Origin of the sequence: Rhodovulum visakhapatnamense, assembly GCF_004365965.1 — a bacterium.
GTDB classification, from domain to species: Bacteria; Pseudomonadota; Alphaproteobacteria; order Rhodobacterales; family Rhodobacteraceae; genus Rhodovulum; species Rhodovulum visakhapatnamense.
The window spans coordinates 106336-129760 of record NZ_SOEB01000005.1 but is presented as its reverse complement, the minus strand read 5'-3'; the positions used below and the strand labels follow the sequence as shown (position 1 = coordinate 129760).

Annotated in this window: 22 protein-coding genes; 14 read left to right on the top strand and 8 right to left on the bottom strand. The window is 68.0% G+C overall.

All coding sequences use genetic code 11. The features are described 5' to 3' along the window. Positions 1-24 precede the first annotated feature (24 nt). The 8 genes from EV657_RS06445 (at position 25) to EV657_RS06410 (ending at position 10428) form a co-directional block, all read left to right on the top strand. The gene (locus tag EV657_RS06445) at positions 25-969 is read left to right on the top strand and encodes a glycine--tRNA ligase subunit alpha (protein WP_075784931.1); all 945 of its coding nucleotides are present in this window, start codon (positions 25-27) and stop codon (positions 967-969) included. A gap of 9 nt (positions 970-978) precedes the next feature. Further along, positions 979-3141 (top strand): glycine--tRNA ligase subunit beta, encoded by a 2163-nt coding sequence (gene glyS, locus EV657_RS06440; protein ID WP_134077427.1) that lies wholly within the window; start codon positions 979-981, stop codon positions 3139-3141. A 74-nt stretch (positions 3142-3215) separates the two neighbouring features. Then, positions 3216-5777, top strand: coding sequence for a putative PEP-binding protein (locus EV657_RS06435; RefSeq protein ID WP_075784933.1), 2562 nt, complete (start codon positions 3216-3218; stop codon positions 5775-5777). A 266-nt stretch (positions 5778-6043) separates the two neighbouring features. After that, on the top strand, positions 6044-6643 hold the full coding sequence (locus EV657_RS06430; protein ID WP_243628167.1) for a cell wall hydrolase: 600 nt from the start codon (positions 6044-6046) through the stop codon (positions 6641-6643). Between the two features lie 98 nt (positions 6644-6741). Then, positions 6742-7692, top strand: a complete 951-nt coding sequence (locus tag EV657_RS06425; RefSeq protein ID WP_134077426.1) for a dihydroneopterin aldolase — start codon at positions 6742-6744, stop codon at positions 7690-7692. Positions 7693-7731: 39 nt separating this feature from the next. Beyond that, positions 7732-8751 (top strand): dihydropteroate synthase, encoded by a 1020-nt coding sequence (gene folP, locus EV657_RS06420; RefSeq protein WP_075784936.1) that lies wholly within the window; start codon positions 7732-7734, stop codon positions 8749-8751. Next, entirely contained in the window at positions 8744-10117 is a 1374-nt protein-coding gene (gene glmM / locus EV657_RS06415; RefSeq protein ID WP_134077425.1) for a phosphoglucosamine mutase, read from the top strand. Before folP ends, glmM begins: the two co-directional genes overlap by 8 nt. A 119-nt stretch (positions 10118-10236) precedes the next feature. Then, entirely contained in the window at positions 10237-10428 is a 192-nt protein-coding gene (locus EV657_RS06410; protein WP_113670844.1) for a hypothetical protein, read from the top strand. A gap of 84 nt (positions 10429-10512) precedes the next feature. Here EV657_RS06410 and ilvC read toward each other — a convergent pair whose 3' ends face one another. Next, positions 10513-11535, bottom strand: a complete 1023-nt coding sequence (ilvC, locus tag EV657_RS06405) for a ketol-acid reductoisomerase (RefSeq protein WP_075784939.1) — start codon at positions 11533-11535, stop codon at positions 10513-10515. A gap of 126 nt (positions 11536-11661) precedes the next feature. Here ilvC and EV657_RS06400 point away from each other — a divergent pair, with 126 nt between their 5' ends. Together EV657_RS06400 and EV657_RS06395 are read left to right on the top strand one after the other, a co-directional pair. After that, positions 11662-12126, top strand: a complete 465-nt coding sequence (locus EV657_RS06400) for an Lrp/AsnC family transcriptional regulator (protein ID WP_075784940.1) — start codon at positions 11662-11664, stop codon at positions 12124-12126. Continuing rightward, positions 12123-12581 (top strand): Lrp/AsnC family transcriptional regulator, encoded by a 459-nt coding sequence (locus EV657_RS06395; RefSeq protein WP_134077424.1) that lies wholly within the window; start codon positions 12123-12125, stop codon positions 12579-12581. The genes EV657_RS06400 and EV657_RS06395 overlap by 4 nt, the downstream gene beginning before the upstream one ends. A gap of 13 nt (positions 12582-12594) precedes the next feature. Here EV657_RS06395 and EV657_RS06390 read toward each other — a convergent pair whose 3' ends face one another. From EV657_RS06390 to EV657_RS06380, 3 genes are all read right to left on the bottom strand, one after another. Then, a complete protein-coding gene (locus EV657_RS06390) occupies positions 12595-13797 on the bottom strand; it encodes a UbiH/UbiF family hydroxylase (protein WP_134077423.1) in 1203 nt (400 codons plus the stop codon). A gap of 73 nt (positions 13798-13870) precedes the next feature. Next, the gene (locus EV657_RS06385) at positions 13871-14125 is read right to left on the bottom strand and encodes a hypothetical protein (RefSeq protein WP_075784943.1); all 255 of its coding nucleotides are present in this window, start codon (positions 14123-14125) and stop codon (positions 13871-13873) included. A 94-nt stretch (positions 14126-14219) separates the two neighbouring features. Then, the gene (locus EV657_RS06380) at positions 14220-14870 is read right to left on the bottom strand and encodes a pyrimidine 5'-nucleotidase (protein ID WP_075784944.1); all 651 of its coding nucleotides are present in this window, start codon (positions 14868-14870) and stop codon (positions 14220-14222) included. A 104-nt stretch (positions 14871-14974) separates the two neighbouring features. Between EV657_RS06380 and EV657_RS06375 the strand changes: the two genes are divergently transcribed. Further along, positions 14975-15628 carry a GntR family transcriptional regulator gene (locus tag EV657_RS06375; protein WP_075784945.1) on the top strand — a complete coding sequence of 218 codons (654 nt, stop codon included), beginning with the start codon at positions 14975-14977 and terminating at the stop codon, positions 15626-15628. On the opposite strand, the gene EV657_RS06370 is transcribed toward EV657_RS06375, so the two are convergent. The 3 genes from EV657_RS06370 to EV657_RS06360 form a co-directional block, all read right to left on the bottom strand. Then, positions 15595-17568, bottom strand: a complete 1974-nt coding sequence (locus EV657_RS06370; protein WP_243628166.1) for a glycosyltransferase family 2 protein — start codon at positions 17566-17568, stop codon at positions 15595-15597. The genes EV657_RS06375 and EV657_RS06370 overlap by 34 nt on opposite strands. Before the next feature lie 183 nt (positions 17569-17751). Beyond that, positions 17752-19038 (bottom strand): homoserine dehydrogenase, encoded by a 1287-nt coding sequence (locus EV657_RS06365; RefSeq protein ID WP_075784947.1) that lies wholly within the window; start codon positions 19036-19038, stop codon positions 17752-17754. A 94-nt stretch (positions 19039-19132) separates the two neighbouring features. Continuing rightward, positions 19133-19384: a hypothetical protein gene (locus tag EV657_RS06360; protein WP_075784948.1), complete on the bottom strand. Its 252-nt coding sequence runs from the start codon at positions 19382-19384 to the stop codon at positions 19133-19135. 116 nt (positions 19385-19500) lie between these two features. Between EV657_RS06360 and EV657_RS06355 the strand changes: the two genes are divergently transcribed. Continuing rightward, a complete protein-coding gene (locus EV657_RS06355) occupies positions 19501-20088 on the top strand; it encodes a TetR/AcrR family transcriptional regulator (protein ID WP_134077422.1) in 588 nt (195 codons plus the stop codon). A gap of 110 nt (positions 20089-20198) precedes the next feature. Here EV657_RS06355 and EV657_RS06350 read toward each other — a convergent pair whose 3' ends face one another. After that, positions 20199-20558, bottom strand: a complete 360-nt coding sequence (locus EV657_RS06350; RefSeq protein WP_133260486.1) for a hypothetical protein — start codon at positions 20556-20558, stop codon at positions 20199-20201. 239 nt (positions 20559-20797) lie between these two features. Between EV657_RS06350 and EV657_RS06345 the strand changes: the two genes are divergently transcribed. Then, complete coding sequence (locus EV657_RS06345; protein ID WP_075784951.1) at positions 20798-21277, top strand: hypothetical protein; 480 nt, start codon at positions 20798-20800, stop codon at positions 21275-21277. A gap of 99 nt (positions 21278-21376) precedes the next feature. Continuing rightward, positions 21377-23350, top strand: coding sequence for a DNA primase (dnaG, locus tag EV657_RS06340; RefSeq protein WP_134077421.1), 1974 nt, complete (start codon positions 21377-21379; stop codon positions 23348-23350). Positions 23351-23425: the final 75 nt, after the last annotated feature.

Below are 23425 nucleotides of genomic sequence, written 5' to 3'. Positions count from 1 at the left end.
CCGGCACAGGGGATTTAGGGCGACATGAGCGACGGCAAACCGCGCAGTTTCCAGGAAATCATCCTCAGGCTCCAGACCTACTGGGCGTCCAAGGGCTGCGCGATCCTGCAGCCTTACGACATGGAAGTCGGCGCGGGCACCTTCCATCCGGCGACCACGCTGCGCTCGCTCGGGACGCGGCCCTGGGCGGCGGCCTATGTCCAGCCCTCGCGGCGGCCGACCGACGGGCGCTATGGCGAGAACCCCAACCGGATGCAGCATTACTACCAGTATCAGGTGCTGATCAAACCCAGCCCGCCGGACCTGCAGGAACTGTATCTGGGATCGCTGGCCGCCATCGGCATCGATTTCGACTATCACGACATCCGCTTCGTCGAGGATGACTGGGAAAGCCCGACGCTGGGCGCCTGGGGGCTGGGCTGGGAGGTCTGGTGCGACGGCATGGAAGTCAGCCAGTTCACCTATTTCCAGCAGGTCGGCGGCCATGACTGCCATCCGGTCTCGGGCGAGCTGACCTACGGGCTGGAGCGGCTGGCGATGTATGTGCTGGGCATCGACCATGTGATGGATATGCCCTTCAACGACCCCGATGCGCCGATCGCGCTGAAATATGGCGACGTGTTCCGGCAGACCGAGGAAGAATACAGCCGCTGGAACTTTGACGTGGCCGACACCGACAAGCTTCTGCAGTTCTTCGAGGCGGCCGAGGCCGAATGCGCCCGCATCCTCGATCAGCCGGCCGAGGACCCGCGCAGCGGCAAGCGCATCGTCATGGTCCATCCGGCCTATGACCAGTGCATCAAGGCCAGCCATTTCTTCAACCTGCTGGACGCGCGCGGCGTGATCTCGGTCACCGAGCGGCAGGCCTATATCGGGCGGGTGCGGGCGCTGGCCAAGCGCTGCGCCGACGCCTTCGTCGAAACGAAAGCCGGCGGCTGGACGGGCAATGCGCCCGAGGCCGCGAACTAGAGACGCCCCATGCCCGACCTTCTGATCGAACTTTTCTCCGAGGAAATTCCGGCGCGCATGCAGGCCGGGGCACGCGAGGCGCTGCGCCAGCGGGTGACCGACGGTCTGGTCGAGGCGGGGCTGACCTATGGCCATGCCCGCGCCTGGTCGACGCCGCGCCGTCTGGTGCTGGCCATCGAAGGGCTTTCGGCCCGCAGCCCCGACCTGAAGGAAGAGCGCAAGGGCCCCCGCGTCGATGCGCCGGAAAAGGCGCTTGAGGGCTTCCTGCGCTCGACCGGGCTGACGAAAGATCAGCTTGAGGCCCGCGACGACAAGAAGGGTCAGGTCTGGATCGCGGTGATCGACAAGCCCGGCCGGGACGCGGCCGAGATCGTGGCCGAGGTGCTGGAGGGCGTGATCCGCAGCTTCCCCTGGCCCAAATCCATGCGCTGGGGCGCGGGCAGCCTGCGCTGGGTTCGGCCGCTGCAGTCGATCCTTTGCCTGCTGACGACCGAGGCCGGGGCAGAGGTGGTGCCGCTCGACATCGACGGCATCCGCGCGGGCGATACCACCCGCGGCCACCGCTTCATGGCGCCCGAGCCGTTCCGGGTGACGGGCTTCGAGGATTACGCGGTCAGGCTCAAGCGCGCCAGGGTGATGCTCGACCAGGACGAACGCGCCGAACAGATCTGGCATGACGCCACCAATGCGGCCTTTGCGCAAGGTCTTGAGGTGGTCGAGGACAAGGGCCTTCTGACCGAGGTCGCGGGGCTGGTGGAATGGCCCGTGGTGCTGATGGGCGCCATCGGCGAGGCCTTCCTGGACCTGCCGCCCGAGGTGCTGCAGACCTCGATGAAGGAGCACCAGAAGTTCTTCTCGGTCAAGGATCCGAAGACGGGGCGGATTGTTCGATTTGTGACAGTCGCGAACCGGGAAACCGCCGATAACGGCGAAACCATCCTCAAGGGCAACGGAAAAGTGCTATCCGCGCGCTTGTCGGACGCGGCCTTCTTCTGGGGCAACGACCTTGCCGTGGCGAAGGCCGGCATGGAAGACTGGCGCGACGCGCTGACCCATGTGACCTTCCAGAGCGCGCTTGGGAGCCAGGCCGACCGGATCGCGCGGATCGCGGCCTTGGCCCGCGAGATCGCGCCGATGGTGGGCGCCGATCCCGATCTGGCCGAGCAGGCCGCAAAGGTCGCCAAGCTCGATCTGGCCTCGCAGATGGTCTATGAATTCCCCGAGCTTCAGGGCCTGATGGGCCGTTATTACGCGGCGGCCGCGGGCCTGCCCGCCGAGGTCGCCGAGGCCTGTGCGCTGCATTACAAGCCGCTTGGCCCGTCCGACGAGGTCCCGACCGCGCCGGTGTCGGTCGCGGTGGCGCTGGCCGACAAGCTGGACACGCTGACCGGCTTCTGGGCCATCGACGAGACACCCACCGGGTCCAAGGACCCCTTCGCGCTCCGCCGTGCGGCGCTGGGGGTGATCAGGTTGGTGCTGGTGAATGGGCTTAGAGTGGCTTTGAACACGTCAGTGACTGCAATATTCCAAGCTCGTATGATCATGGAAGCAACCGATCAGGAACGTCCAGAGTTTCAATCGGCTTTGTTCGCAGCCCTGCTGAATAAAAATAAGGGCGATTTTTTGGGGCTAGCTCAAGCCAAGTCCGCCGACCTGCTCTCCTTCTTCCACGATCGTCTCAAGGTGCACCTGCGGGCGGAGGGCATTCGGCACGACGTGATCGACGCATGCCTTGCGATGCCCTGCAACGACGACCTCACGCTGCTGGTGAATCGCGCGCAGTCGTTGAACGCGGTACTGACGACCGAGGATGGCGAGAACCTCGTGCAGGGCTTCAAGCGCGCCAACAACATCCTGACCCAGGCCGAGGAAAAGGACAGGGTCGAATACTCGTTCGGGGCCGACCGGAAATTCGCCGACGACCCGGCCGAAGCCGCGCTGTTCGACGCGCTCGACGCGGCCGAGGCGGCCATCGGCCCGGCGATGGAGGCCGAGGATTTCGCGAAAGCCATGGCCGCCATGGCCGCACTTCGGGCTCCGATCGACGCCTTCTTCGAGGCGGTTCAGGTCAATTCCGACAATGAGATCATCCGTCGCAACCGGCTCAATCTGCTGCATCGCATCCGCGCGACCTGCGGCAGCGTGGCGGATCTGACCCGCATCGACGGCTGAACGCCGCAGCGTGACGCTTTGCTTGTCAGATTCCGCCATCGGCGTATGCTGCAGCATGGGCGAAGGATGCTGCGGTGCGGAAACTCACGGATATCGTTGACTTTACCGAGATAACGCCGGACGCGGCCATCGCCGCGGACCGCCATGGCGGGCGGGCGAAATGCCTGCAACGCCTGATCCGCATCGACCTGCCGGTGCCGCGGACCGTCGCCCTGTCCTTCGAGGCCGTGCACCGCATCGCGCTGGGCCAGATGCCCGATACCGAGGCCCTTCTGGCGGTTTTCGGCGCGGCGCCCCTGATTTCGGTCCGGCCCAGCTCGCAGGACCCCGACTGGGGAGGACCGGCCTCGATCCTCAATATCGGCATGAACGACGCACGCCATACGGCTCTGTGCGAGACCCATGGCGAGGCTGCGGCCAACGCGCTGTATCTGCGCTTCATCCAGGCCTATGCGGTCCATGTGGCGCGGCTCGACCCCGATCTCTTCGAGGCCGAGGGCTATGCGGGCGAAACCTTGCGCGCCGCCCTCGAGGCCTATGCCGAAGAGGCCGAAGAGCCGTTTCCGCAGGATCCCGCGCGGCAGTTGCAGGAAGTCCTGCGATCCATGGCACGGGCCTGGGAGGGGACCACGGCGCGGCTTTTGCGGCAGGCCAAGGGCGCACCGGCCGAGGCCGGGCTGGGGCTTGTGGTGCAGCAGATGGCGCTGGGCCTCGGACCCGAGGAAAGCGGCTCGGGGGTGATCCAGTTCGTCGACGGGACCACCGGACAGCGGCGCATCACCGGGCGGTATCTGGGCCAAAGCCAGGGCCGCGATGCGGTCAGCCGCCAGAAACAGGCGCTGTTTCTGACCCGCGATCCGCGCGGTCCGGCGCTGGAGGATCGCTGCCCCGATCTTTTCGCGCGGCTCAAACGGTTCGGCGAGACCTGCCGGATCAATCTCCGCGAAGAGATGCAGATCGAATTCACCATCGAGGCCGGGCGGCTCTGGGTTCTGGACGCGGTGCGGGTGCAGCGCAGTGCCCGCAGCGCGGTGCGGATCGCGGTGATGCTGGCCGATGAGGGGATCATCGCCCGTGAAGAGGCGCTGGCCCGGATCGAGCCGCGCGCGGTCAGCGAACTTCTGCACAGCCAGGTCGATCCGACCGGGCGGCGGCCGGTGATCGCGCAGGGCATCGCCGCCAGCCCCGGCGCGGCGGTGGGACGGCTTGTGTTCGGGTCGGCCGCGGCGCAGGCCAGCGCGGCGCGGGGCGAGGCCTGCATTCTGGTGCGGCGCGAGACCACGCCCGAAGACATTCGCGGCATGCATGTGGCGGCGGGCGTGATGACCGAACGGGGCGGCATGACCAGCCACGCGGCGGTGATCGCGCGCGGGCTGGGTGTTCCCTGCGTCGTCGGCGTGTCGGATATGCGGCTGAACCGCCGTGACGGCGTGCTGATCACCTCGGACGGGCGCAAGCTGCATGAGGGCGATGTCGTCACGCTTGACGGCACCAACGGGCAGGCGCTGCTGGGGGAGGCCAAGATGCTGCCGCCCGCGCTTGACGATGCGTTCCATGCGCTGATGGGCTGGGCCGAAGCGGCCTGCGACATCGGCGTCCGTGCCAATGCCGACACCCCCGCCGATGCCGAGACCGCGCGCCGGTTCGGGGCGGACGGGATCGGGCTTTGCCGCACCGAACATATGTTTTTCGAACATGACCGACTGACGGTCATGCATGAGATGATCTTTGCCGCCGGACCTGAGGACCGGGGCACCGTGCTGGAGCGCCTGCTGCCGATGCAGCGCAGCGATTTCATCCGGCTTTTCGAGATCATGCAGGGGCTTCCGGTCTGCATCCGGCTGTTCGACCCGCCGTTGCACGAGTTTTTGCCGCAATCGCGCGAGGGCATCCGGGAACTGGCCGAAGCGCTGGACCTGCCGCTGTCCGACGTGACCCGGCGGGTTCAGGCCTTGTCCGAATTCAACCCGATGCTGGGGATGCGGGGGGTCAGGCTTGGGATCGCCGTGCCGGAGATCTACGATATGCAGGCCAGGGCGATCTTCGAGGCCACGATCGAGGCCCGGCGCAAGGGCCAGTCCATCGTGCCCGAGATCATGATCCCGCTGGTTTCGGCGATGCGCGAGGTCGAACTGGTCAAGACCCGCATCGACTCGCTGGCCGCCGCAGTGCGTACCGAACGGGGGGTGGATTTCGCCTTTCGTCTTGGCGTGATGGTCGAGACGCCGAGGGCCGCGCTTCGGGCGGGCGACATCGCCCAGCATGCGGCCTTCCTCAGCTTCGGCACCAACGATCTGACGCAGATGACCTATGGGCTGTCGCGCGACGATGCCGGGCGCTTCATGGGGTCCTATGTCAAGCAGGGCGTGTTTGCCGAGGACCCGTTCCACGTGCTCGATACCGAAGGGGTCGGCGAATTGCTGAGCATCGGCGCCGAACGCGGCCGGAAGGCCCGGCCCGGAATCGTGCTGTCGATCTGCGGCGAACATGGCGGCAACGCAGATTCGATTGCCTTCTGCCGGACCGCCGGATTCGACTATGTTTCGTGCTCGCCGTTCCGGGTGCCGGTTGCGCGACTGGCCGCCGCGCAGCTGGCTTTGGGGGCAGCCCGCCGCCCAAAACATGGGCGTTATTGAATCAATGGGTTAGGGGGCATTCTTCGGGTTTCAGGCGAGGTGTCATGCGCAAGTATCTGCCGAAATTCGATCTTCCCTGGGTTGCAAAATAGCCCCCCTGATAGACATTTGAGCCATTTTGACTTAAACGGCCGCCTCAGGGCCGACCAAGGTCCTGCGTTCTGTAGGTCAGCGGTGAGGGGCAAATGGGTCGGGTAAGCGTTCGGGTCGCGGGTCTCGCGGCGGCCGCAGCTTTCACATTGGCCGGGTCGGCTGTCCTGGCAGAGATGACCGGATCGCAGTCGAACGATCCGACGGCGGTTTTGGGAGACAATCTCGCCCGGCTTCTCGGGGCCGAACGCGCCGGTCTGCAGCGGGTCGGCCAGCGCCGGATCAAGCGGCTGGCCGCGCCCTCGAAGGCCCGGGAGGCGGTGCGCTACGACCCGAAATGGCTGGACGCGTTGCCGCAGGCCCATGGCGCTGCGCCTTGGAAATGCCTGACCGAGGCGCTCTACTTCGAGGCGCGGGGCGAGACGGTCAAGGGGCAGTTCGCCGTGGCCGAGGTGATCCTGAACCGCGTGGCCTCGCCGCTTTATCCCGACAACGTCTGTGCCGTGGTCAATCAGGGCACCGGTCAGCGCAACCGCTGCCAGTTTTCCTATACCTGCGACGGTCGTGCCGAACATGTGTCCGACCAGCGGCTGTATGCCCGGCTTGGCAAGGTCGCGCGGCTGATGCTGGATGGCAGCCCGCGGGTGCTGACCGGCGGCGCGACCCATTATCACAATCACAGCGTCGATCCGAACTGGGCGCGGCGCTTTGCCCGCACGGCCTCGATCGGGCAGCATGTGTTCTATCGCCAGCCCGGCGCGCTTGCGGCGAACTGAGCGCCGAGCCGTCGCATCCGTCTGGCAGGAAGACGCCCCCGGGGTGTTCGAGCCCTCCGTTTCCGCCTATGACGAGGGGCAGCCTGCCGGAGAGCCCGATGACCGATGAGATCCGCCTTGCCTTCGCCCACCCGTCCGCGCGGGCCGAAGCGATGGACCCCGCGCGCCCGCCGCGCGACCGGATCTCGCTGCGAGATCATGTGGTCGCGGTCGAGATCGGCGCCTTTCAGGCCGAACGCGGCTCGACCCAGCGGGTGCGCTTCAACGTCGTGGTCGAGGTGCGGCCCAATCCCGCGCCGCTGGAGGACGACGTCGACCGGGTGCTGTCCTATGACCTGATCGCCGATGCCATCGCGGCCGAGCTGTCCTCGGAACGGCTGAACCTGCTTGAGACGCTGGCCGGGCGGATCGCCGAGCGCATTCTTGCCGCGCCACAGGCGATGCGGGCCTTCGTGCGGATCGAAAAGCTCGACCGCGGGCCGGGCGCGCTGGGCGTCGAGATCGTGCGCGACCGCGCGCCCGATCAACCGCGTCCGGTCCCCGTTGCGCCCGAGCCGGAACTGGCCCTGGTGCCGCTGGTCGTCTATCTGACCAATGAGGCGCTGGCCGCGCCCGATCTGCCCCTTTGGCTCGACCGCTGGCAGGCTGGGCCACGGCCGCTTGTGCTTTGCGTGGGCGCGGCCGAGGCGCCCGCGCCGCGCGCAGGGGTGGCGCTTGCGCAACGCCGGATCGACCTGCTGGCCATCGAACAGAACGCCTGGGTGCTGGCCGGGCGCGATCCGCGCTGTGTGGTGCGCGGCAGCCGGACCGAGATCGACTGGGCAATGAAGCATCGCCAGATCAGCGTCTGGGCGCCCTCGAAGATTGTGCTCGACGCGGTCGAAAGCCCCTCGGCCAGTCCGCGCGACGCGCTGGCGCTGGCCTTGTGGTTTGCCGAGGGGCTTCATGCCGAACAGATGCTGGTGATCGGCGAGGATGTGCCTGAACACGACCCGCGCGGGCTTGACGTGCGCTATGTCCCGCCCGCGGCGGTCGCGACCGGGATCTGACGGCTTGCCAAGCGACGCCCGTTGGCAGATCAACGGCCCATGACACGCTATTTTCGCCCTATCGTCCAGACCGATCCTGCCCGCCCCGCCGACGCCCTGACCCTGGCGGGTGGCTGGGGCTGGTTCGCGATGGCCGAGGTTCTGGACCGGTCCGAGCCGCCGCGGCTGGTGCCCGCGCGCGCAATCCCCGAGGAATGGCGCATCGCCCTGACAGCGCCGCGCCCGGCCATCGCCGGGCTGACCATGGACCGTCCGCGGCTGATGGGCATTCTCAATGTCACGCCTGACAGCTTTTCCGATGGCGGGCAGCACGACCGGCCCGAGACGGCACTGGCCCATGGCCGCGCGCTGGCCGAACATTCTGACATTCTCGATATCGGCGGCGAGTCGACCCGGCCCGGTGCGGCCGATGTGCCGGTCGCCGAGGAAATCGAGCGGACCGCACCCGTCATCGCGGCCCTGCGCGCAGCCGGGGTCGCGCGACCGGTCTCGATCGACACCCGCAAGGCCGCGGTGGCCGAAGCGGCGCTGGCGGCAGGCGCCGACATGGTCAATGATGTTGCGGCGCTGGGCTTCGATCCGGATCTGGCGGGGGTGACGGCGCGGGCGGGCGCGGCGGTCTGCCTGATGCATGCCCAGGGCGACCCTGCGACCATGCAGAAGGACCCGCATTACGATCACGTGCTGCTCGACGTTTACGACTTTCTGGTCGAGCGGGTGCGGGCGGCGCTGGCGGCGGGTATTCCGCCCTCGCGCATCGTCGTCGATCCCGGCATCGGCTTCGGCAAGACGCTGGCCCATAATCTGGCGCTGCTGCGGGGGCTGAGCCTCTTTCACGGACTGGGCTGCCCGGTGCTGCTGGGCGCCTCGCGCAAGCGGTTCATCGGCACCATCGGCGGCGCCGAGCTGGCGGCCGCGCGGGGACCCGGCTCGGTCGCGGTGGCGCTGGCCGCCATCGGGCAGGGGGTGCAGATCCTCCGGGTGCACGACGCGGCCGAGACGCGGCAGGCGATGCGGCTCGACGCGGCGGTCAAGGGCATGGAGCTGGGACATGAGTAGACAGATCTTCGGCACCGACGGCGTGCGCGGCCGCGCCAACAGCCATCCGATGACGCCCGACATGGCGCTGCGGCTGGGCCAGGCGGCCGGGCGCTATTTCCGGACCGACGGGCTCAACCGGCACCGCGTGGTGATCGGCAAGGACACGCGCCGGTCGGGCTACATGCTGGAAACCGCGCTGACCGCCGGGCTGACCTCGACCGGCATGAACGTGCTGCTGCTGGGGCCGGTGCCGACGCCGGCCGTGGGCTTTCTGACCCAGTCGATGCGGGCCGATCTGGGCATCATGATCTCGGCCAGCCACAACCCGCATGAAGACAACGGCATCAAGTTCTTCGGCCCCTCGGGTTTCAAGCTGTCGGACGAGGCCGAAGCCGATATCGAGGCGATCCTGCAAGGCGAGATCGCGCTGAGCCAGCCCGCCAATATCGGCAGCGCCAAGCGCATCGATGACGGGCTCTGGCGCTATGCGGAATTTCTCAAGACGACCTTCCCGCGCGGGCTGCGGCTTGACGGGCTGAAGGTCGTCGTCGATTGCGCCAACGGGGCGGCCTATCGGGTGGCGCCGACCGTGCTGTGGGAACTGGGCGCCGAGGTGGTGCCCGTGGGGACCGAGCCGAACGGGTTCAACATCAACCAGAAATGCGGCTCGACCCATCCCGATACCGCGGCCGCTGCGGTCGTGGCCCATGGCGCCGATCTGGGGATCTGCCTCGACGGCGATGCCGACCGGGTGATGATCATCGACGAGACCGGCGCCGTCGCCGACGGCGACCAGATCATGGCGTTGTTCGCCGAACGCTGGGCGGCGCAGGGGCGGCTGCGCGATGGCACGCTGGTCGCGACGGTGATGTCCAATCTGGGGCTCGAGCGGCATCTGGCGGGGCAGGGGCTTCGGCTTGAACGCACTGCGGTCGGCGATCGCTATGTGGTCGAGGCGATGCGCAAGGGCGGCTGGAACCTTGGCGGCGAACAGTCGGGCCACATCGTGATGACCGATTATTGCACCACCGGCGACGGGCTGCTGGCGGGGCTGCAATTTCTCGCGGCGATGGTCGAGACCGGGCGTCCGGCCTCGGATCTTGCGCGCCGTTTCGACCGGGTGCCGCAATTGCTGAAGAACGTCCGCTATGCCGCCGGGGCCGACCCGCTGGGCACGGCGCCGGTCAAGGCCGCCATCGCCGAGGCCGAGCACCGGCTGAACGGACATGGGCGGCTTCTGATCCGCAAGTCGGGGACCGAGCCGCTGATCCGGGTCATGGCCGAATGCGAGGATGACACGCTCCTGACGGACGTTGTCGAGGAAGTGGTGCACGCGGTCGAGGCGGTGACCGCGAAAGGCGCGGCGGGACTGGCCGGGGTCTGATCCTTCCGCGCGGCCGTTCGCCAGGGAGAAAGCGGCAGGGAACGCGTTCAGCCCCGAACCGTTGGGTCTTCGGAAGTGGGCGCAATCAGATGCGCCCGCAGTTTTCGAGGAGAGCCCGTATGGACGCTTCATCCATGGACGCCACGTCCCTGATCGCAACTCTCGCTCTCGGTACACTGTGCGCCGTTGTGGTCTTCGCCTGGGTCAGCAAGCGCCGGACCGAGGCGCGCAAGGCCGACCCGGATGCCCCCAAGAGCACCCTGGCCGCGGACGCGCCGAGCACCCGGAGCGACGGCAAGGGCGCGCCGTGACCCCGGCTGCCTGTCGGGACAGGGAAACGCGAAGGGCCCCGGAGAAATCCGGGGCCCTTCTTGCCGTATCCGAGAGGGACGGGCTCAGTTCTTCGACTTGTCGACCATCTTGCCGGCGGTGATCCAGGGCATCATGGCGCGCAGTTTATCGCCGACCTGTTCGATCTGGTGGGCGTCGTTGTTGCGGCGGGTGGCCTTGAACGAGGGCTGGCCGACGGCGCATTCCTGCATCCAGTTGCGCACGAAGACGCCCGACTGGATGTCGTTCAGAACCGCCTTCATCCGCGCCTTGGTCTCGTCATAGGGCAGGATGCGCGGACCCGACACGTATTCGCCGTATTCGGCGGTGTTCGAGATCGAGTAGTTCATGTTGGCGATGCCGCCTTCATAGATCAGGTCGACGATCAGCTTCACCTCGTGCAGGCATTCGAAATAGGCCATCTCGGGGGCGTAGCCCGCCTCGACGAGGGTCTCGAAGCCCATCCGGATCAGCTCGACCAGGCCGCCGCACAGGACCGCCTGTTCGCCGAAGAGGTCGGTTTCGCATTCTTCCTTGAAGCTCGTCTCGATGATGCCCGAGCGGCCGCCGCCGATGGCCGAGCAGTAGCTGAGCCCCAGTTCCAGCGCCTTGCCGGTCGCGTCATTGGCGACCGCCACCAGGCAGGGCACGCCGCCGCCCTTGACGTATTCGCCGCGCACGGTGTGGCCGGGGCCCTTCGGGGCCATCATGATGACGTCGACGCCGGGCTTCGGCTCGATCAGGCCGAAATGCACGTTCAGGCCGTGGGCGAAGGCGATGGCGGCGCCTTCCTTCAGGTTGTCATGGACGTATTTCCTGTAGGTCTCGGCCTGCAGCTCGTCGGGCATGGTGAACATGATCAGGTCGCACCAGGCGGCGGCTTCGGCGATGCCCATCACGGCCAGGCCTTCGGCTTCGGCTTTCTTGGCCGAGGCCGAGCCTTCGCGCAGGGCGACGACGACGTTCTTGGCGCCCGAGTCGCGCAGGTTCAGCGCATGGGCATGGCCCTGGGAGCCGTAGCCCAGGATCGCCACCTTCTTGTCCTTGATCAGGTTGATGTCGCAGTCACGGTCGTAATACACGCGCATCGCGTTCGTCCTTCATGAGGGTCGGTTGGCGCGAATTTAGGCGCATCCCGAACGGGACGGGTTTCATTACTTGAAGAAATTCGCCAGAAACGGAAAAATGCATTCGTCTGACCTGGCAGAGTCGCAATGATCATTCAACTGGACGATGCCGATCGCCGCCTGCTGCGCTATCTGCAGGCCGAGCCGGGACTCTCGACCGCCGATCTGGCGGATCGGGCCGGGCTGACCACCGCGACCTGCTGGCGGCGGCTGGAAAAGCTGCGCGCCAAGGGGGCATTGAAGGCCATCCAGGCGGTGATCGACTGGCGGGCGCTGGGCTATTCGGTCGAGGTCAGCCTGCGCTTTTCGCTCGACAAGACCAATCCCCGCGCCTTCGACGAATTCGTCGCGGCGGCGCGCGAGGTGCCCGAGGTGCGCGAGATCCAGACCTTTCTGGGCCGGGTCGATGTGCGGCTGAACATCCTCGCGCGCGACATGGCGCATTATCAGGAACTCTACCGCACCCGCATCCTGACCCTGCCGCATATCGCCGATATCGAGGCGCTGATGCATGTGGCCGATATCAAGCGCGCCGAGGCTTTGCCGCTGTGATCGAGCTGGACGAGATCGACCGCAAGATCCTGCGCGCGCTGGCCGAGGATGCGACGCAAAGCGCGGGCGCGCTGGGGCGGCGCTTCGGGCTGAGCCAGCCGGCCTGCTGGCGGCGGATCCGGCGGCTGGAAGAGTCGGGTGTCATCGCCGGGCGCCGGGCGGTGCTGGATGCCGAGGCGCTGGGCTTTTCGGTCAGCGTGTTTCTGGGCGTCAAGCTGGCCACCAAGGGGCGGGTCGGGCTGGAACAGTTCGAACGCGCGGTGACCGCGATCCCCGAAGTGCAGACGGTGCAGCATGTGCTGGGGCTGTTCGACTACCGGCTGAAGGTGGTGGCCCGCGACCTGCCCGATTTCGAGCGCGTGCTGCGGCGCCGGATCATGACCCTGCCCGGCGTCGGAAATGTCGAGGCCAACGTGATTCTCAGCGAGGAACGCCTGCCCGGGCCGCTGGGCTAGGCGCGCTCGCCGCTCAGCCGCGCGCGCCCATGCCCAGCCGCATCAGTGTCCTGCGCACCGGTTTCAGCGCGTAAAGGCTTGCCACCCCCGCCGCGCGCAGGTCGCGGAGCGGTTGCGCGGACTGCATCGAGGCGCGGTTCAACAGGTCGATGCCGGTCACGCGGGCCAGCACCTCGGGGTGACGGCGGCGGTGATAGAGATCGAGCATCGGGTCTTCGCCGATCCGGTTCGGCGCGGCGCGGCACAGATCCAGCAGCACGCGCAGATCGGCGAGGCTCATGTTCAGCCCCTGCGCGCCGATGGGCGGCATCACATGGGCGGCCTCGGCGATCAGCGCGGTCCGCTCGCCCGACATGCGGTGCGCGACCTGGCTGATGATCGGCCAGACGGTGCGGCGGGTTTCCAGCCGGAGCGGCCCGTAGATCGCGCCCGAGCGCGCGGTCATCTCGGCATTGAACTCGGCCTCGGGCAGGGCGGCCAGGCGCAGCGCCTCGGGGCCGCGTTCCATCCAGACGATGGCCGAACAGGGGCGGCCGTCGCGATCGGGCAGCGGCACCAGCGTGAACGGTCCGCCCGAGCGGTGGATCTCGGTCGAGACATTGCTATGGGGCTCGGAATGGGTGACGGCGAAGGCCAGCGCCTTCTGGCCATAGCGCATGGTGCGCACGCCGATCCCCAGCGCCTCGCGGACGGGCGAATTGCGCCCGTCGGCGCCGATCAGCAGCCGGGCCGAGACCTTCGTGCCGTCGCTGAGATCGACCAGCGCCTCCGCGTCGCGGGTCAGCACCCCGGTGGTGGCGGTGCCGGGGCGGAAATCGACATTGGGCAGGTCTTCGAGCCGCCGCACCATCTCGCGCCGCAAGAGCCAGTTCGGCAGGTTCCAGCCGAAGGGCAGGTCCGACACGTCGGTCGCGTTGAAATCGCGGGTGATGCGCGGCGAGGGGATCTTGCCACCCGCATCGACGATCCGCATCACCTGCAGGTCGGTCGCGAAGGGGGCCAGCCGGTCCCAGAGCCCGGCTGCCTTCAGCACGGCAAGCGAGGGTTGCAGGAAGGCCGTGCTGCGCAGGTCGGCGCCCTCGGCGGTTTCCTCGGTGACCGGCGGCGCGGGGTCCACGCAGATCACGGAATAGCCCTCGGTGCCGAACAGCGCCGCGGCGGTCAGTCCGGCGACGCCGCCGCCGGAAATCAGGATATCGGTGGAAATGCGCGTCATCTGGGTGCCTCCTGATCCTCAGATAGCCTGCCGGCCTCCGGGGTCCAAGAGGTGGGGTCCAAGAGATCGTGGCTCAGCCGCGGCTGATCCAGATCAGCATCCCGAGGCACACCCAGGTGGCAACGACCGCGGGCAGATACAGCCCCAGCACGCCCCATTGCAGGATCGCGAGGACCCACAGGCACAGCGCGCCGCCGACCAGATACCAGACGTTGTCCTCGTCGCCCTCGTTCAAGTCGCGGGCGATCCAGCCGATCACCGGAATGGCATAGAAACTGCGCAGCCAGCGCGGGGTTTCCGTGGGCTCGGTGGTCGTTTCCGAAGTCATGCGATTCTCCCTTTGATGCTCCCGATATGGGAGCCTCGCTCTGGCGCCCCACGCGGCATCCCGTCGCATACAACGGTGTTCAAGGCAAGGCCGACTAAAGGCGGCACAGGCGCCCGAGAAAGGCCGTCAGGTCGTCGGTATGGTGGTGGATATGGGCCGCGTCCTCGCGGACCGGGGCCACATGCACGGTGCGCATGCCCATGGCGCAGGGTTCGGCCAGGTTGCGGGCGTCGTCCTCGAAAATCGCGGCCTCGCCCGGGAGGATGCCGCCAAGCGCCGCGACGATTTCGAAGGCCTCGCGCCGGGGTTTGGGAATATAGCCCGCATGTTCGACCCCGAAAACCGCATCGAAGACGCCATCGAGCCCGCGCGCCGCCAGGACCCGTTCGGCATAGGGGGCCGAGCCGTTGGTATGCACGATCTTGCGCCCGGGCAGGGCGGCGATGCCCGCGCGCAGGTCCGCGTCGGGCGTGAGCTGGTCCAGCGAGATGTCGTGGACGCGGGTCATGTAGGGGCCGGGCTCGACCCCGTGCAGCGCCATCAGTCCGGCCAGAGTCGTCCCGAATTCGGCCCAGTAGCTTTTGCGCAGACGGTTGGCCTCGGGCTCGGCCACGCCCAGCGTCTCCATGACGAAGGCGGTCATCCGGACCTCGATCTGGTCGAACAACCGGACTTCGGGCGGATACAATGTGTTGTCCAGATCGAAGACCCAGCCGCTCAGGTTCGAGAAATCTTTAGGCATCATGCGCCTTTGGATAGGGCTCTGCGGCAATCGGCACAAGGAGGAGGACTTGATTTGCGAGGCCTCGGAGTCCTATTGTCTACCATCGTATGCAGGAGCCCATGGTTATGAAGGACGTCAGACCCGCACAAAAGGATGCCTACGAGTTGATTCTCGAGGCGATCGACGTCGGTGTCTATCGTCCCGGGGACCGGCTTGTCGAGAGCGAGCTTGCCGAACGCTTCGGCGTGTCGCGCACGCCGATCCGCGAGGCGCTGCAGCGGCTCGAGACCCAGTCGCTGCTGTCGCGCGACGGGCGCAGCCTGATCGTGGCCTCGCTGACCCATGATCAGATGGCCGAGCTTTACGTGGTGCGGGCCGAACTCGAGGGGCTGGCGGCGCGGCTGGCGGCGCGGCATGCCACCGCCGAGGAAACCCGGGTGCTGCGCGGCATGGTCGAGGACGATTTCAAGCTTCTGAACGACCCCGCCGCGCTGGCACGGGCGAACCGGCGGTTTCACAAGCAGATCCATCTGGCCTCGCATAACCGCTATCTGGTGCAGCAGCTCGATCTGGTGCATCGGACCATGGCGCTGATGGCGACGACGTCGCTGGCGGTCGAGGGGCGGGGGCGCGATGCGCTGGCCGAGCATGACGCCATCGTCGGCGCCATCGAGGCGGGCGACGGCGATGGCGCCTATGATGCGCTCAAGCGGCATATCTCGATCGCGTTCGAAACGCGGCTGCGTCACGACGCCGATGCTATGCTGGCCGAGGGCTGATCCTCGGGGCTGTGCGGCCGGGCCTCGGCGATGATTTCGGGGGCGCGGCGGGTCTCGCCCTCATGCAGCCCATGCCGGGTCTTGTCCCAGTAGAACGGCCGCACGGCCATTTCCCAGAGCGCCTTGTAGGACCCGATCGAGGCCAGCGGAAAGTAAAGATGCAGCGTCGGCAGCCAGGGGATGAGCCCGGGCTTGCCCGCCCGCGCCAGCCCCAGCGCACCGATGGCCAGGTTGATGACCTCGGCGGCGATGAAAAGCGCGAACAGGACCGCAAGACCGGTCGGCGTCAGCGTCGCGGCCAGCGGATGCGGCAGCCCCAGCGGCACCAGCCAGAACGACCACAGGAGCGGCGCAAAGACGAATTGCGTGAGTGTGCCCAGGAACATCACCTGCATCCCGAAGGTGCCCCAGGGGCCGAGCTGGCGCAGCAACTGGCCGGGGCGGCGGCTGTGGGTCGTCCAAGTCATGGCATAGCCCTTGAGCCAGCGCGACCGTTGCCGCACCCAGGGCCAGGCGCTGCAATTGGCCTCTTCCTCGGTGACGCTGTCGAGAAATTCGGTGCGGTAGCCGTGGCGGGCCAGACGGATACCCAGATCGGCATCCTCGGTGACGTTATGGGCGTCCCAGCCGCCCAGCGCTTCAAGCGCGGGGCGCCGGAAGAACAGCGTCGTGCCGCCCAGCGGCACCGGTACGCCCATCCGCGCAAGCCCGGGCAGAATCACCCGGAACCAGGCGGCATATTCGGCGGTGAAACAGCGCGCCAGCCAGTTGGCCCGGGCGTTGTAGAAATCGAGCACGCCTTGCAGGCAGGCGACCTCGGGGCCGCGGCTGTGGAAATGCGCGACCATCCTGCGGATCTGGTCGGGGGCGGGGGCGTCCTCGGCGTCGTAGACCCCGATGATCGACCCGCGGCAGAATTCCAGCGCATAGTTCAGCGCGCGCGGCTTGGTTTTCAGCTGCCCCTTGGGCACGGTCAGGCAGCGCATCCAGGGCGGCAGGCGGGTACGGTCGAGCATGCCGCGCGTGGCACTGTCATCGGCCTCGGTCACAAGACAGATGTCGAGCAACGCGCGGGGATAGTCGAGCCGCGCGAGCCTGGCGATCAGCCTGGGCGCCAGTTCGGTTTCCCGAAACAGCGGCACCAGGATCGACACCGCGGGCAGCCGGGCGATGGTCGGCTCGGGGGGCGGCGGATGGCGCCGGGCGCGCAGCAGGGCGCGGATCTGCGCGATCGCGGCCGCGGCCTTCAGCGCTGTGCCCAGAACCATCCAGAGCACGGTCCAGAGGGTCAGCAGCGTCAGCACCGCCCGCGGCGAGATGAGTGCTGCAAGCCCGAGGCCCGAGAGGCCCAGGACCACGCTGGCGCGCGGACCTGCGCGATACCAGAACCGGCAGCTGTCCCAGGCGCCGACCCGGGTTTCCGCCGCCCGCGCCAGAGCGGGTGCGCGCCGCGCGGCCAGCGCCTCCTGCAATTCGCCCTCGCGGCAGATCACCATCACCGCGGGCTGCAGATCGGCGGGCAGGTCGGCGCGGTGATCCTCGAACCGTTCGGGCCGGGCGGTGGCGATCAGCGTGGCGCCGCCAACCCGGCGCCAGGGCAGCAGCCCGTCGCGCAGGCAGCGGGCCGGGCCGAGACTGTCGATCAGCCGGGGGTCGGGCGGGCAGGACTGAAAATCGGCGCGCCCGGTGCCATGCAGCCGACACAGCGTCGCGTCGATCTCGTCGGGCGGTACCAGACCTTCGGCCAGCAGCAGATCGGCCAGCCGGATCTCCATCCGGGCCCGCCCGGCCAGCGCGCCGCCAAGCGCCTCGGGCGACAGCGCGCCCGAGGCCAGCAGCAACTCGCCCAGCCGCAGGTCGCTCGGGCGGGCGGGGGCGACGGACTCGGGAGTGGGCGCGCGGCGGCTGCGCGCCGACGCCAGGGAAATGACCTGCGGCATGGGGCTCCCGTTTGGAGAGAAACCCTGCCTTAATGCCCTGTTAAGGTTAATCGGCGGTAAATTGCCGGTGACGCAACGTCACTTTTGGGTGGATGGAAACAATTCGTGACCATCCCGCACGCCCGGCACCGAGCGAATGGGTGTGACCCTGCGACTCGGCTTCGGGCGAGACGATCCGGCGGATCAGACGTCCTCGATCCGGATCGCGACCGGGTCGCCCACCACCACGCCGGTCGCGGCGAAGCCCTTCAGCGCCTGATCCAGCGCGTCGCGGGTGGTCTTGTGGGTGACGACCAGAACCGGGGCGGTGGTTTCGCTGTGGCGGGTCTGGCGCATGCGGTTGATCGAGACCCCGGCCTCGCCCAGCACCGCCGCCACCTTGGCAAGCGCGCCGGGCTTGTCCTGCAGTTCCATCCGCAGATAGTAGGGCGCCGCGACCGTGGCCCGGGCCGGGCGGGCGCTTTCGAGCCCGGCGGCGGGCTGGCCGAAGGTCGCGACCCGGTAGCCGCGGGCAATGTCGATCACGTCCGACATCACCGCGCTGGCGGTCGGACCCTCGCCCGCGCCCGCGCCGCGCAGCACGATCTGGCCGACCGCATCGCCTTCCAGCACCACCATGTTGGTCGCGCCCTCAAGCTGACCCAGCGGCGATTGCGCCGGCACCAGGCAGGGCGACATCCGTTGTTCGAGCCCGCGCCCGGTCATCTGCGCGACGCCCAGAAGCTTGATCCGGAAGCCCATATCGGCGGCGTGGCGGATATCGACGATGGAAATCCGTTCGATCCCCTCCAGCTCGACCGCGTCGAAATCGACCCGGGTGCCGAAGGCGATGGCGGTCAGCAGAGACAGCTTGTGACCCGCATCGATGCCGCCCACATCGAGCGTCGGGTCGGCCTCGAGATAGCCGAGTGCCTGCGCCTCGTCGAAGACAGTCTCATAGGGCAGGCCCTCGCGTTCCATCCGGGTCAGGATGTAGTTGCAGGTGCCGTTCATCACCCCCATGATCCGGGCGATCTGGTTGCCGGCAAGCCCCTCGGTCAGTGCCTTGACGACCGGGATGCCGCCCGCGACGGCCGCCTCGAACCGGATCACCCGACCCGCCGCCTCGGCGGTCTCGGCCAGGGTCTGGCCATGGATCGCCAGCATCGCCTTGTTCGCGGTCACCACGTCCTTGCCCGCGGCCAGCGCGGCCTCGGTCGCGGCCTTGGCGGGGCCATCCGAGCCGCCCATCAGCTCGACCAGCACATCGACATCGTCGCGCCGGGCCAGCGCCACCGGATCGTCCTCCCAGGCATAGCCCGACAGATCGACGCCGCGGTCCTTGCCGCGGCTGCGGGCCGAAACCGCCGTGACGACCACCGGCCGCCCGCCGCGCTGGGCCAGCAGATTGGCGCGGGACTGGACGATCTTGAGGACGCCGGCTCCGACCGTGCCGAGACCGGCGATGCCAAGACGCAAGGGGGTAGTCATGAAGGCGGCTCCCGGATCACAGGCTGAGGGTTCGCGGGTTGTTAGCGCGAAGCCGCCGGGCATGCAACGCGACCGGGGCGCGCCCGGGGTCGGCTCAGATCTCGCGGGCGCGCAGCCGGGCCGCGCGGGCCTTCAGCGCTGCGGCCCGGCCTTCCAGCGAGGGTTCGGGCGGCGCCTGGTCCCGAACCGCCTGCGCCCGGTCCAGAAGCGGGTCGATCGGGGCGATTTCGGGGGCGAGGGTCGGCCCCGTCACGGCGCGTTCGGCCGCGTCGATCTCGGGGAAATCGGTGCAGGCGGCAAGCGCGGGCAGCAGCGCTGCGGCAAGGCATAGGGGCAGGCGCGCCATGGGCTCCTCCGTTGACCGCGCGCACCATAGACGGGGCGGCCGGGCGACGGCAAGACGGCGCAGGACGCGGATGGGGCAGGGATTGAACTGAACGCGCGTTCAGATACTCTGGGGTGATGGCACGCACCTCCGGGTCCCATTCCGAAATCACCGGCCCGCGGTTGCGGGCGGCGGCGCAGGCGCTGTTTGCCCGGCATGGCTACGCCGCGGTGTCGATGCGCCGGATCGCGGCCGAGGTGGGCGTGCAGGCGGGCGCGCTTTACAACTACATCCCCGACAAGCAGGGGCTGTTGTTCGAGCTGATGAAAAGCCATCTCGACGAGCTTCTGGCCGCCTGGGAGACGCTGCCCAAGGGGGTCGGCGCGCGCGACGCGCTGGAGGCCTTCACCCGTTTTCACGTGCGCTTTCACCTCGACCGGCCCGATGCGGTCTTCATCGCCTATATGGAACTGCGGAACCTCGATCCCGCGAATTTCCGGGCGATCGAGGCGCTTCGCCGCCGCTACGAGACCGTGCTGGAGGACATCCTGCGCCAGGGCGCGGCCGAGGGGGCGTTCGATGTGGCCGACAGCAAGCATGCGGCCTTCGCGGTGATCGCGATGCTGACCGGGGTCACCACCTGGTACCGCGACGAGGGGCGGCTGAGTCGCGCCGAGGTCGAGGATCTTTACTGGAGCATGGTGCGGAAGGCCGTCTCGGCCTGACGCGCGGACCGTCCGGTGCGGCGGCGTCCAACGTCCCAAATGCCGAAAACGCGAAACCCGCCGGGAGATCCCGGCGGGTTCCGCGCCAAAAACGGCTTTGGCCGGTCCGCTTACTTCTGCGGTTCGCCGGTCATGATGCCGCGAATGAACTTGCTGACCGGGCTGTCGCCGGTGGCCTTGCTGCCACCTTCGGCCGAGGGAAGCTCGGTGTCGAACATGGTCGCCTTGTCGCTGAGCAGCGGCCATTTCATCATGTCGGAAAGCGGGGTCGTCCCGGTGGTCAGCTCGACCTGGGACTTGCGGCCCGACAGCAGCGGCCACTTGAACTGGCTGGAGAACGGCGTCGGATCGTCCGTTTTCAGCTCGGTTTTCGAGTTGGACGCGCTGAGCAGAGGCCAGTTCATCCGATTCGAGAACGGAGTCGGGTCTTCCAGGAGTTGCGCGGGCTTTTCCGAAGTTTTGTCAGTCATGATCCACCTGTGTTGATCCTGTCCACCAAAATGAATTGGCTTCCCCCCAAAGATGGCGACTTCGTCGCCTCGGGCAAGGTGCTTTTTCGCCGCGTCTGTCCGGTCGCGGGTTGACGCCGACCCTCTCGCCCAACAAGAGGCGAGCCTACGCGATACTCTGCCGGAATCACAGGGCAGCATCGCCGCGTCTGCACGAATTTCATGCGGGCCGCGTCTGGCGCGGGGCGAAAGGGGCGGAAATGACGGAAGAACTGGCAACGCTCAGGGTGTCGGCCGTGCGCCGGGTGATCGGTCTGGGCGTGCTGCTGGCACTGGCGGGGCTGCTGTTGCAGATCGCGCTTGTGCATCCGCCCGCTGGCATCGGATACCGTGCGTTCCTGCTGGCGATGGGAGCGGGGGCGCTGGCTTTGGCCGAGGCGATGCGCCGGGCGACGGCGCGTCGGCTGGTGCTGACGCGCGAGGGTCTTTTCGACGACCGCGGGCGCGAGCTGGCGCGGATCGAGCGGATTTCCGGGCTCGACCGGGGCATGCTGGCCTTCAAGCCCTCGAACGGGTTTTCGCTGAGCCTGACCGAGGCCCTGCCGCGCGCCTGGGCGCCGGGGGTCTGGTGGCGGTTCGGTCGCCGGGTGGGCGTGGGCGGCGTGACCTCGGCGGGCGAGGCCAAGGCGATGGCCGAGATCCTGACCGCGCTTTTGCAGGAAAAGGCCGGGCGGGGCTGAGCCGAAACCGGCCGCCGTCCCGCGTCTGGCGGCGACTCGCTGCCGCCCGCAGGCCCGGCCGATATGGACAGCCGCCCCCCGCGCCCGATATTGTTCGGCATGAGCTTGCCCCCCGGATTCCTCGACGAGTTGCGGACGCGGACCTCCATCGCCCAGGTGGTGGGGCGCAAGGTGATGTGGGACGCGCGGAAGTCGAACCAGGGCAAGGGCGATCTCTGGGCGCCGTGCCCGTTCCATCAGGAAAAGACCGCCAGTTTCCATGTCGACGACCGTAAGGGCTATTATTACTGCTTCGGCTGCCAGGCGAAGGGCGACGCGGTCAAATTCGTGCAGGAAACCGAAAATGTCGGCTTCATGGAGGCGGTCGAGATCCTCGCCCGCGAGGCCGGGATGCCGATGCCGGTGCGCGATCCCGCCGACAAGGTCAGGGCAGACCGCCAGACCCGCCTGCTGGAGGTGATGGAGGTTGCCCAGCGGCATTACCGGATGCAGTTGCAGACCGGCGCGGGCGCCGAGGCGCGGGCTTATCTCGCGCGGCGCGGGCTGAGTCCCGAGGCGCAGGCGCGCTGGGAGATCGGCTTTGCGCCACCCGGCTGGCAGGGGCTGTGGGCGCATCTGACCGGGCGCGGGCTCGACCCGGACCTGATTCTCGCGGCCGGTCTGGCGCGGCCCTCGGACAAGGGGCGTCAGCCCTATGACGTCTTCCGCAACCGGATCCTCTTTCCAATCCGCGACGGGCGCGGCCGGGTCATCGCCTTCGGCGGCCGGGCGATGGACCCGAACGACAATGCGAAATATCTGAACTCGCCCCAGACCGAGCTTTTCGACAAGGGGCATACGCTGTTCAACCTCGACCGGGCGCGCGAGGCGGCGGGCAAGGGCCAGCCGCTGGTCGTGGCCGAGGGGTATATGGACGTGATCGCGCTGTCCGAGGCGGGGTTCGGTGCGGCCGTGGCGCCTTTGGGCACCGCCGTCACAGAGCATCAGCTGCGGCTGTTGTGGCGCATTCATCCCGAGCCGGTGATCGCGCTCGACGGCGACAAGGCCGGGATCGGCGCGGCGCGGCGGGTGATGGATCTGGCGCTGCCGCTGCTTGAGGCCGGGCAGGCGCTGCGCTTTGCGATCCTGCCGCCCGGTCAGGACCCCGACGAGGTGATCCGGGCGGGCGGCGCCGGGGCGATGCGCAAGATCCTCGACGAGGCCCGGCCGATGGTTCAGATCCTCTGGGACCGGGCGACCGAGGGCCGGGTCTTCGACAGCCCCGAACGCCGCGCCGCGCTGGAACGCGATCTTACCGCCGCCATCGGCAGGATCCCCGACCAGACCCTGCGCCATCATTACGCCGAAGATCTGAAGCGCCTGCGCTGGGAACTGTTCCGTCCGGCGCGCAGCGGCGGCGGGTTCCGCAAGGGCGGCTGGCCGCGCGAGCCGCGCCTAAGGCCTGTTGCCAGCACCAAAAGTTCCGAGCTGGTGCAGGCGATCCCGCGCTTCGAGGAAGAGCTGCGCGAGGCGGTGATTCTGGCCGCGCTGATCACCCATCCCGAGTTGATCGCGCAATTCGCGGGCGAGCTCGAGGCGCTGGTCTGCGCCGCGCCCGACCATGCGGCGCTGCAACAGGCGCTGCTGAGCCTGCCGCCGCAGGACGACCGCGAGGCCATGCTGGCCGCGGTCGAACGGCGCATCGGACCCGAACCCCTTGAAAAGCTCTTCTCGCTCAGCCATGTGCGCATTGCGCCGCCGGTTCATGCCCCGGGCGACACCGAAAAGGCCGCACTTTGCATCTCGCACGAGTTCAACCGTCTGATCCGGCTTCGCGGGGCAGAACGGGATATCGAGGAGGGCATGCGCGACCTGGAAGGCTTTGCCGACGAGGGGGTGACCTGGCGCCTGAGCCAGGCGGCCCGGGCGCGGCACGGCGCCGGCCTCTCCGAGGAGGAGGACGAGGCCGACTTCGAGCTTGCCCCGAACGGGGCGCATGTGGACCGGGACGAACGCGATGCCTTCGCCGAACTTCTGGACCGAATCGACTATGGCAAAGGAAGAACGTCACGCCGCAATGCCCCGGAAAGTTGAGATTTTATCAACGAATCGGGGGTACACAGGTGTTCTTCCCGTTGATTCGCGCTATTGAGTCGGTTTGACCCGGTG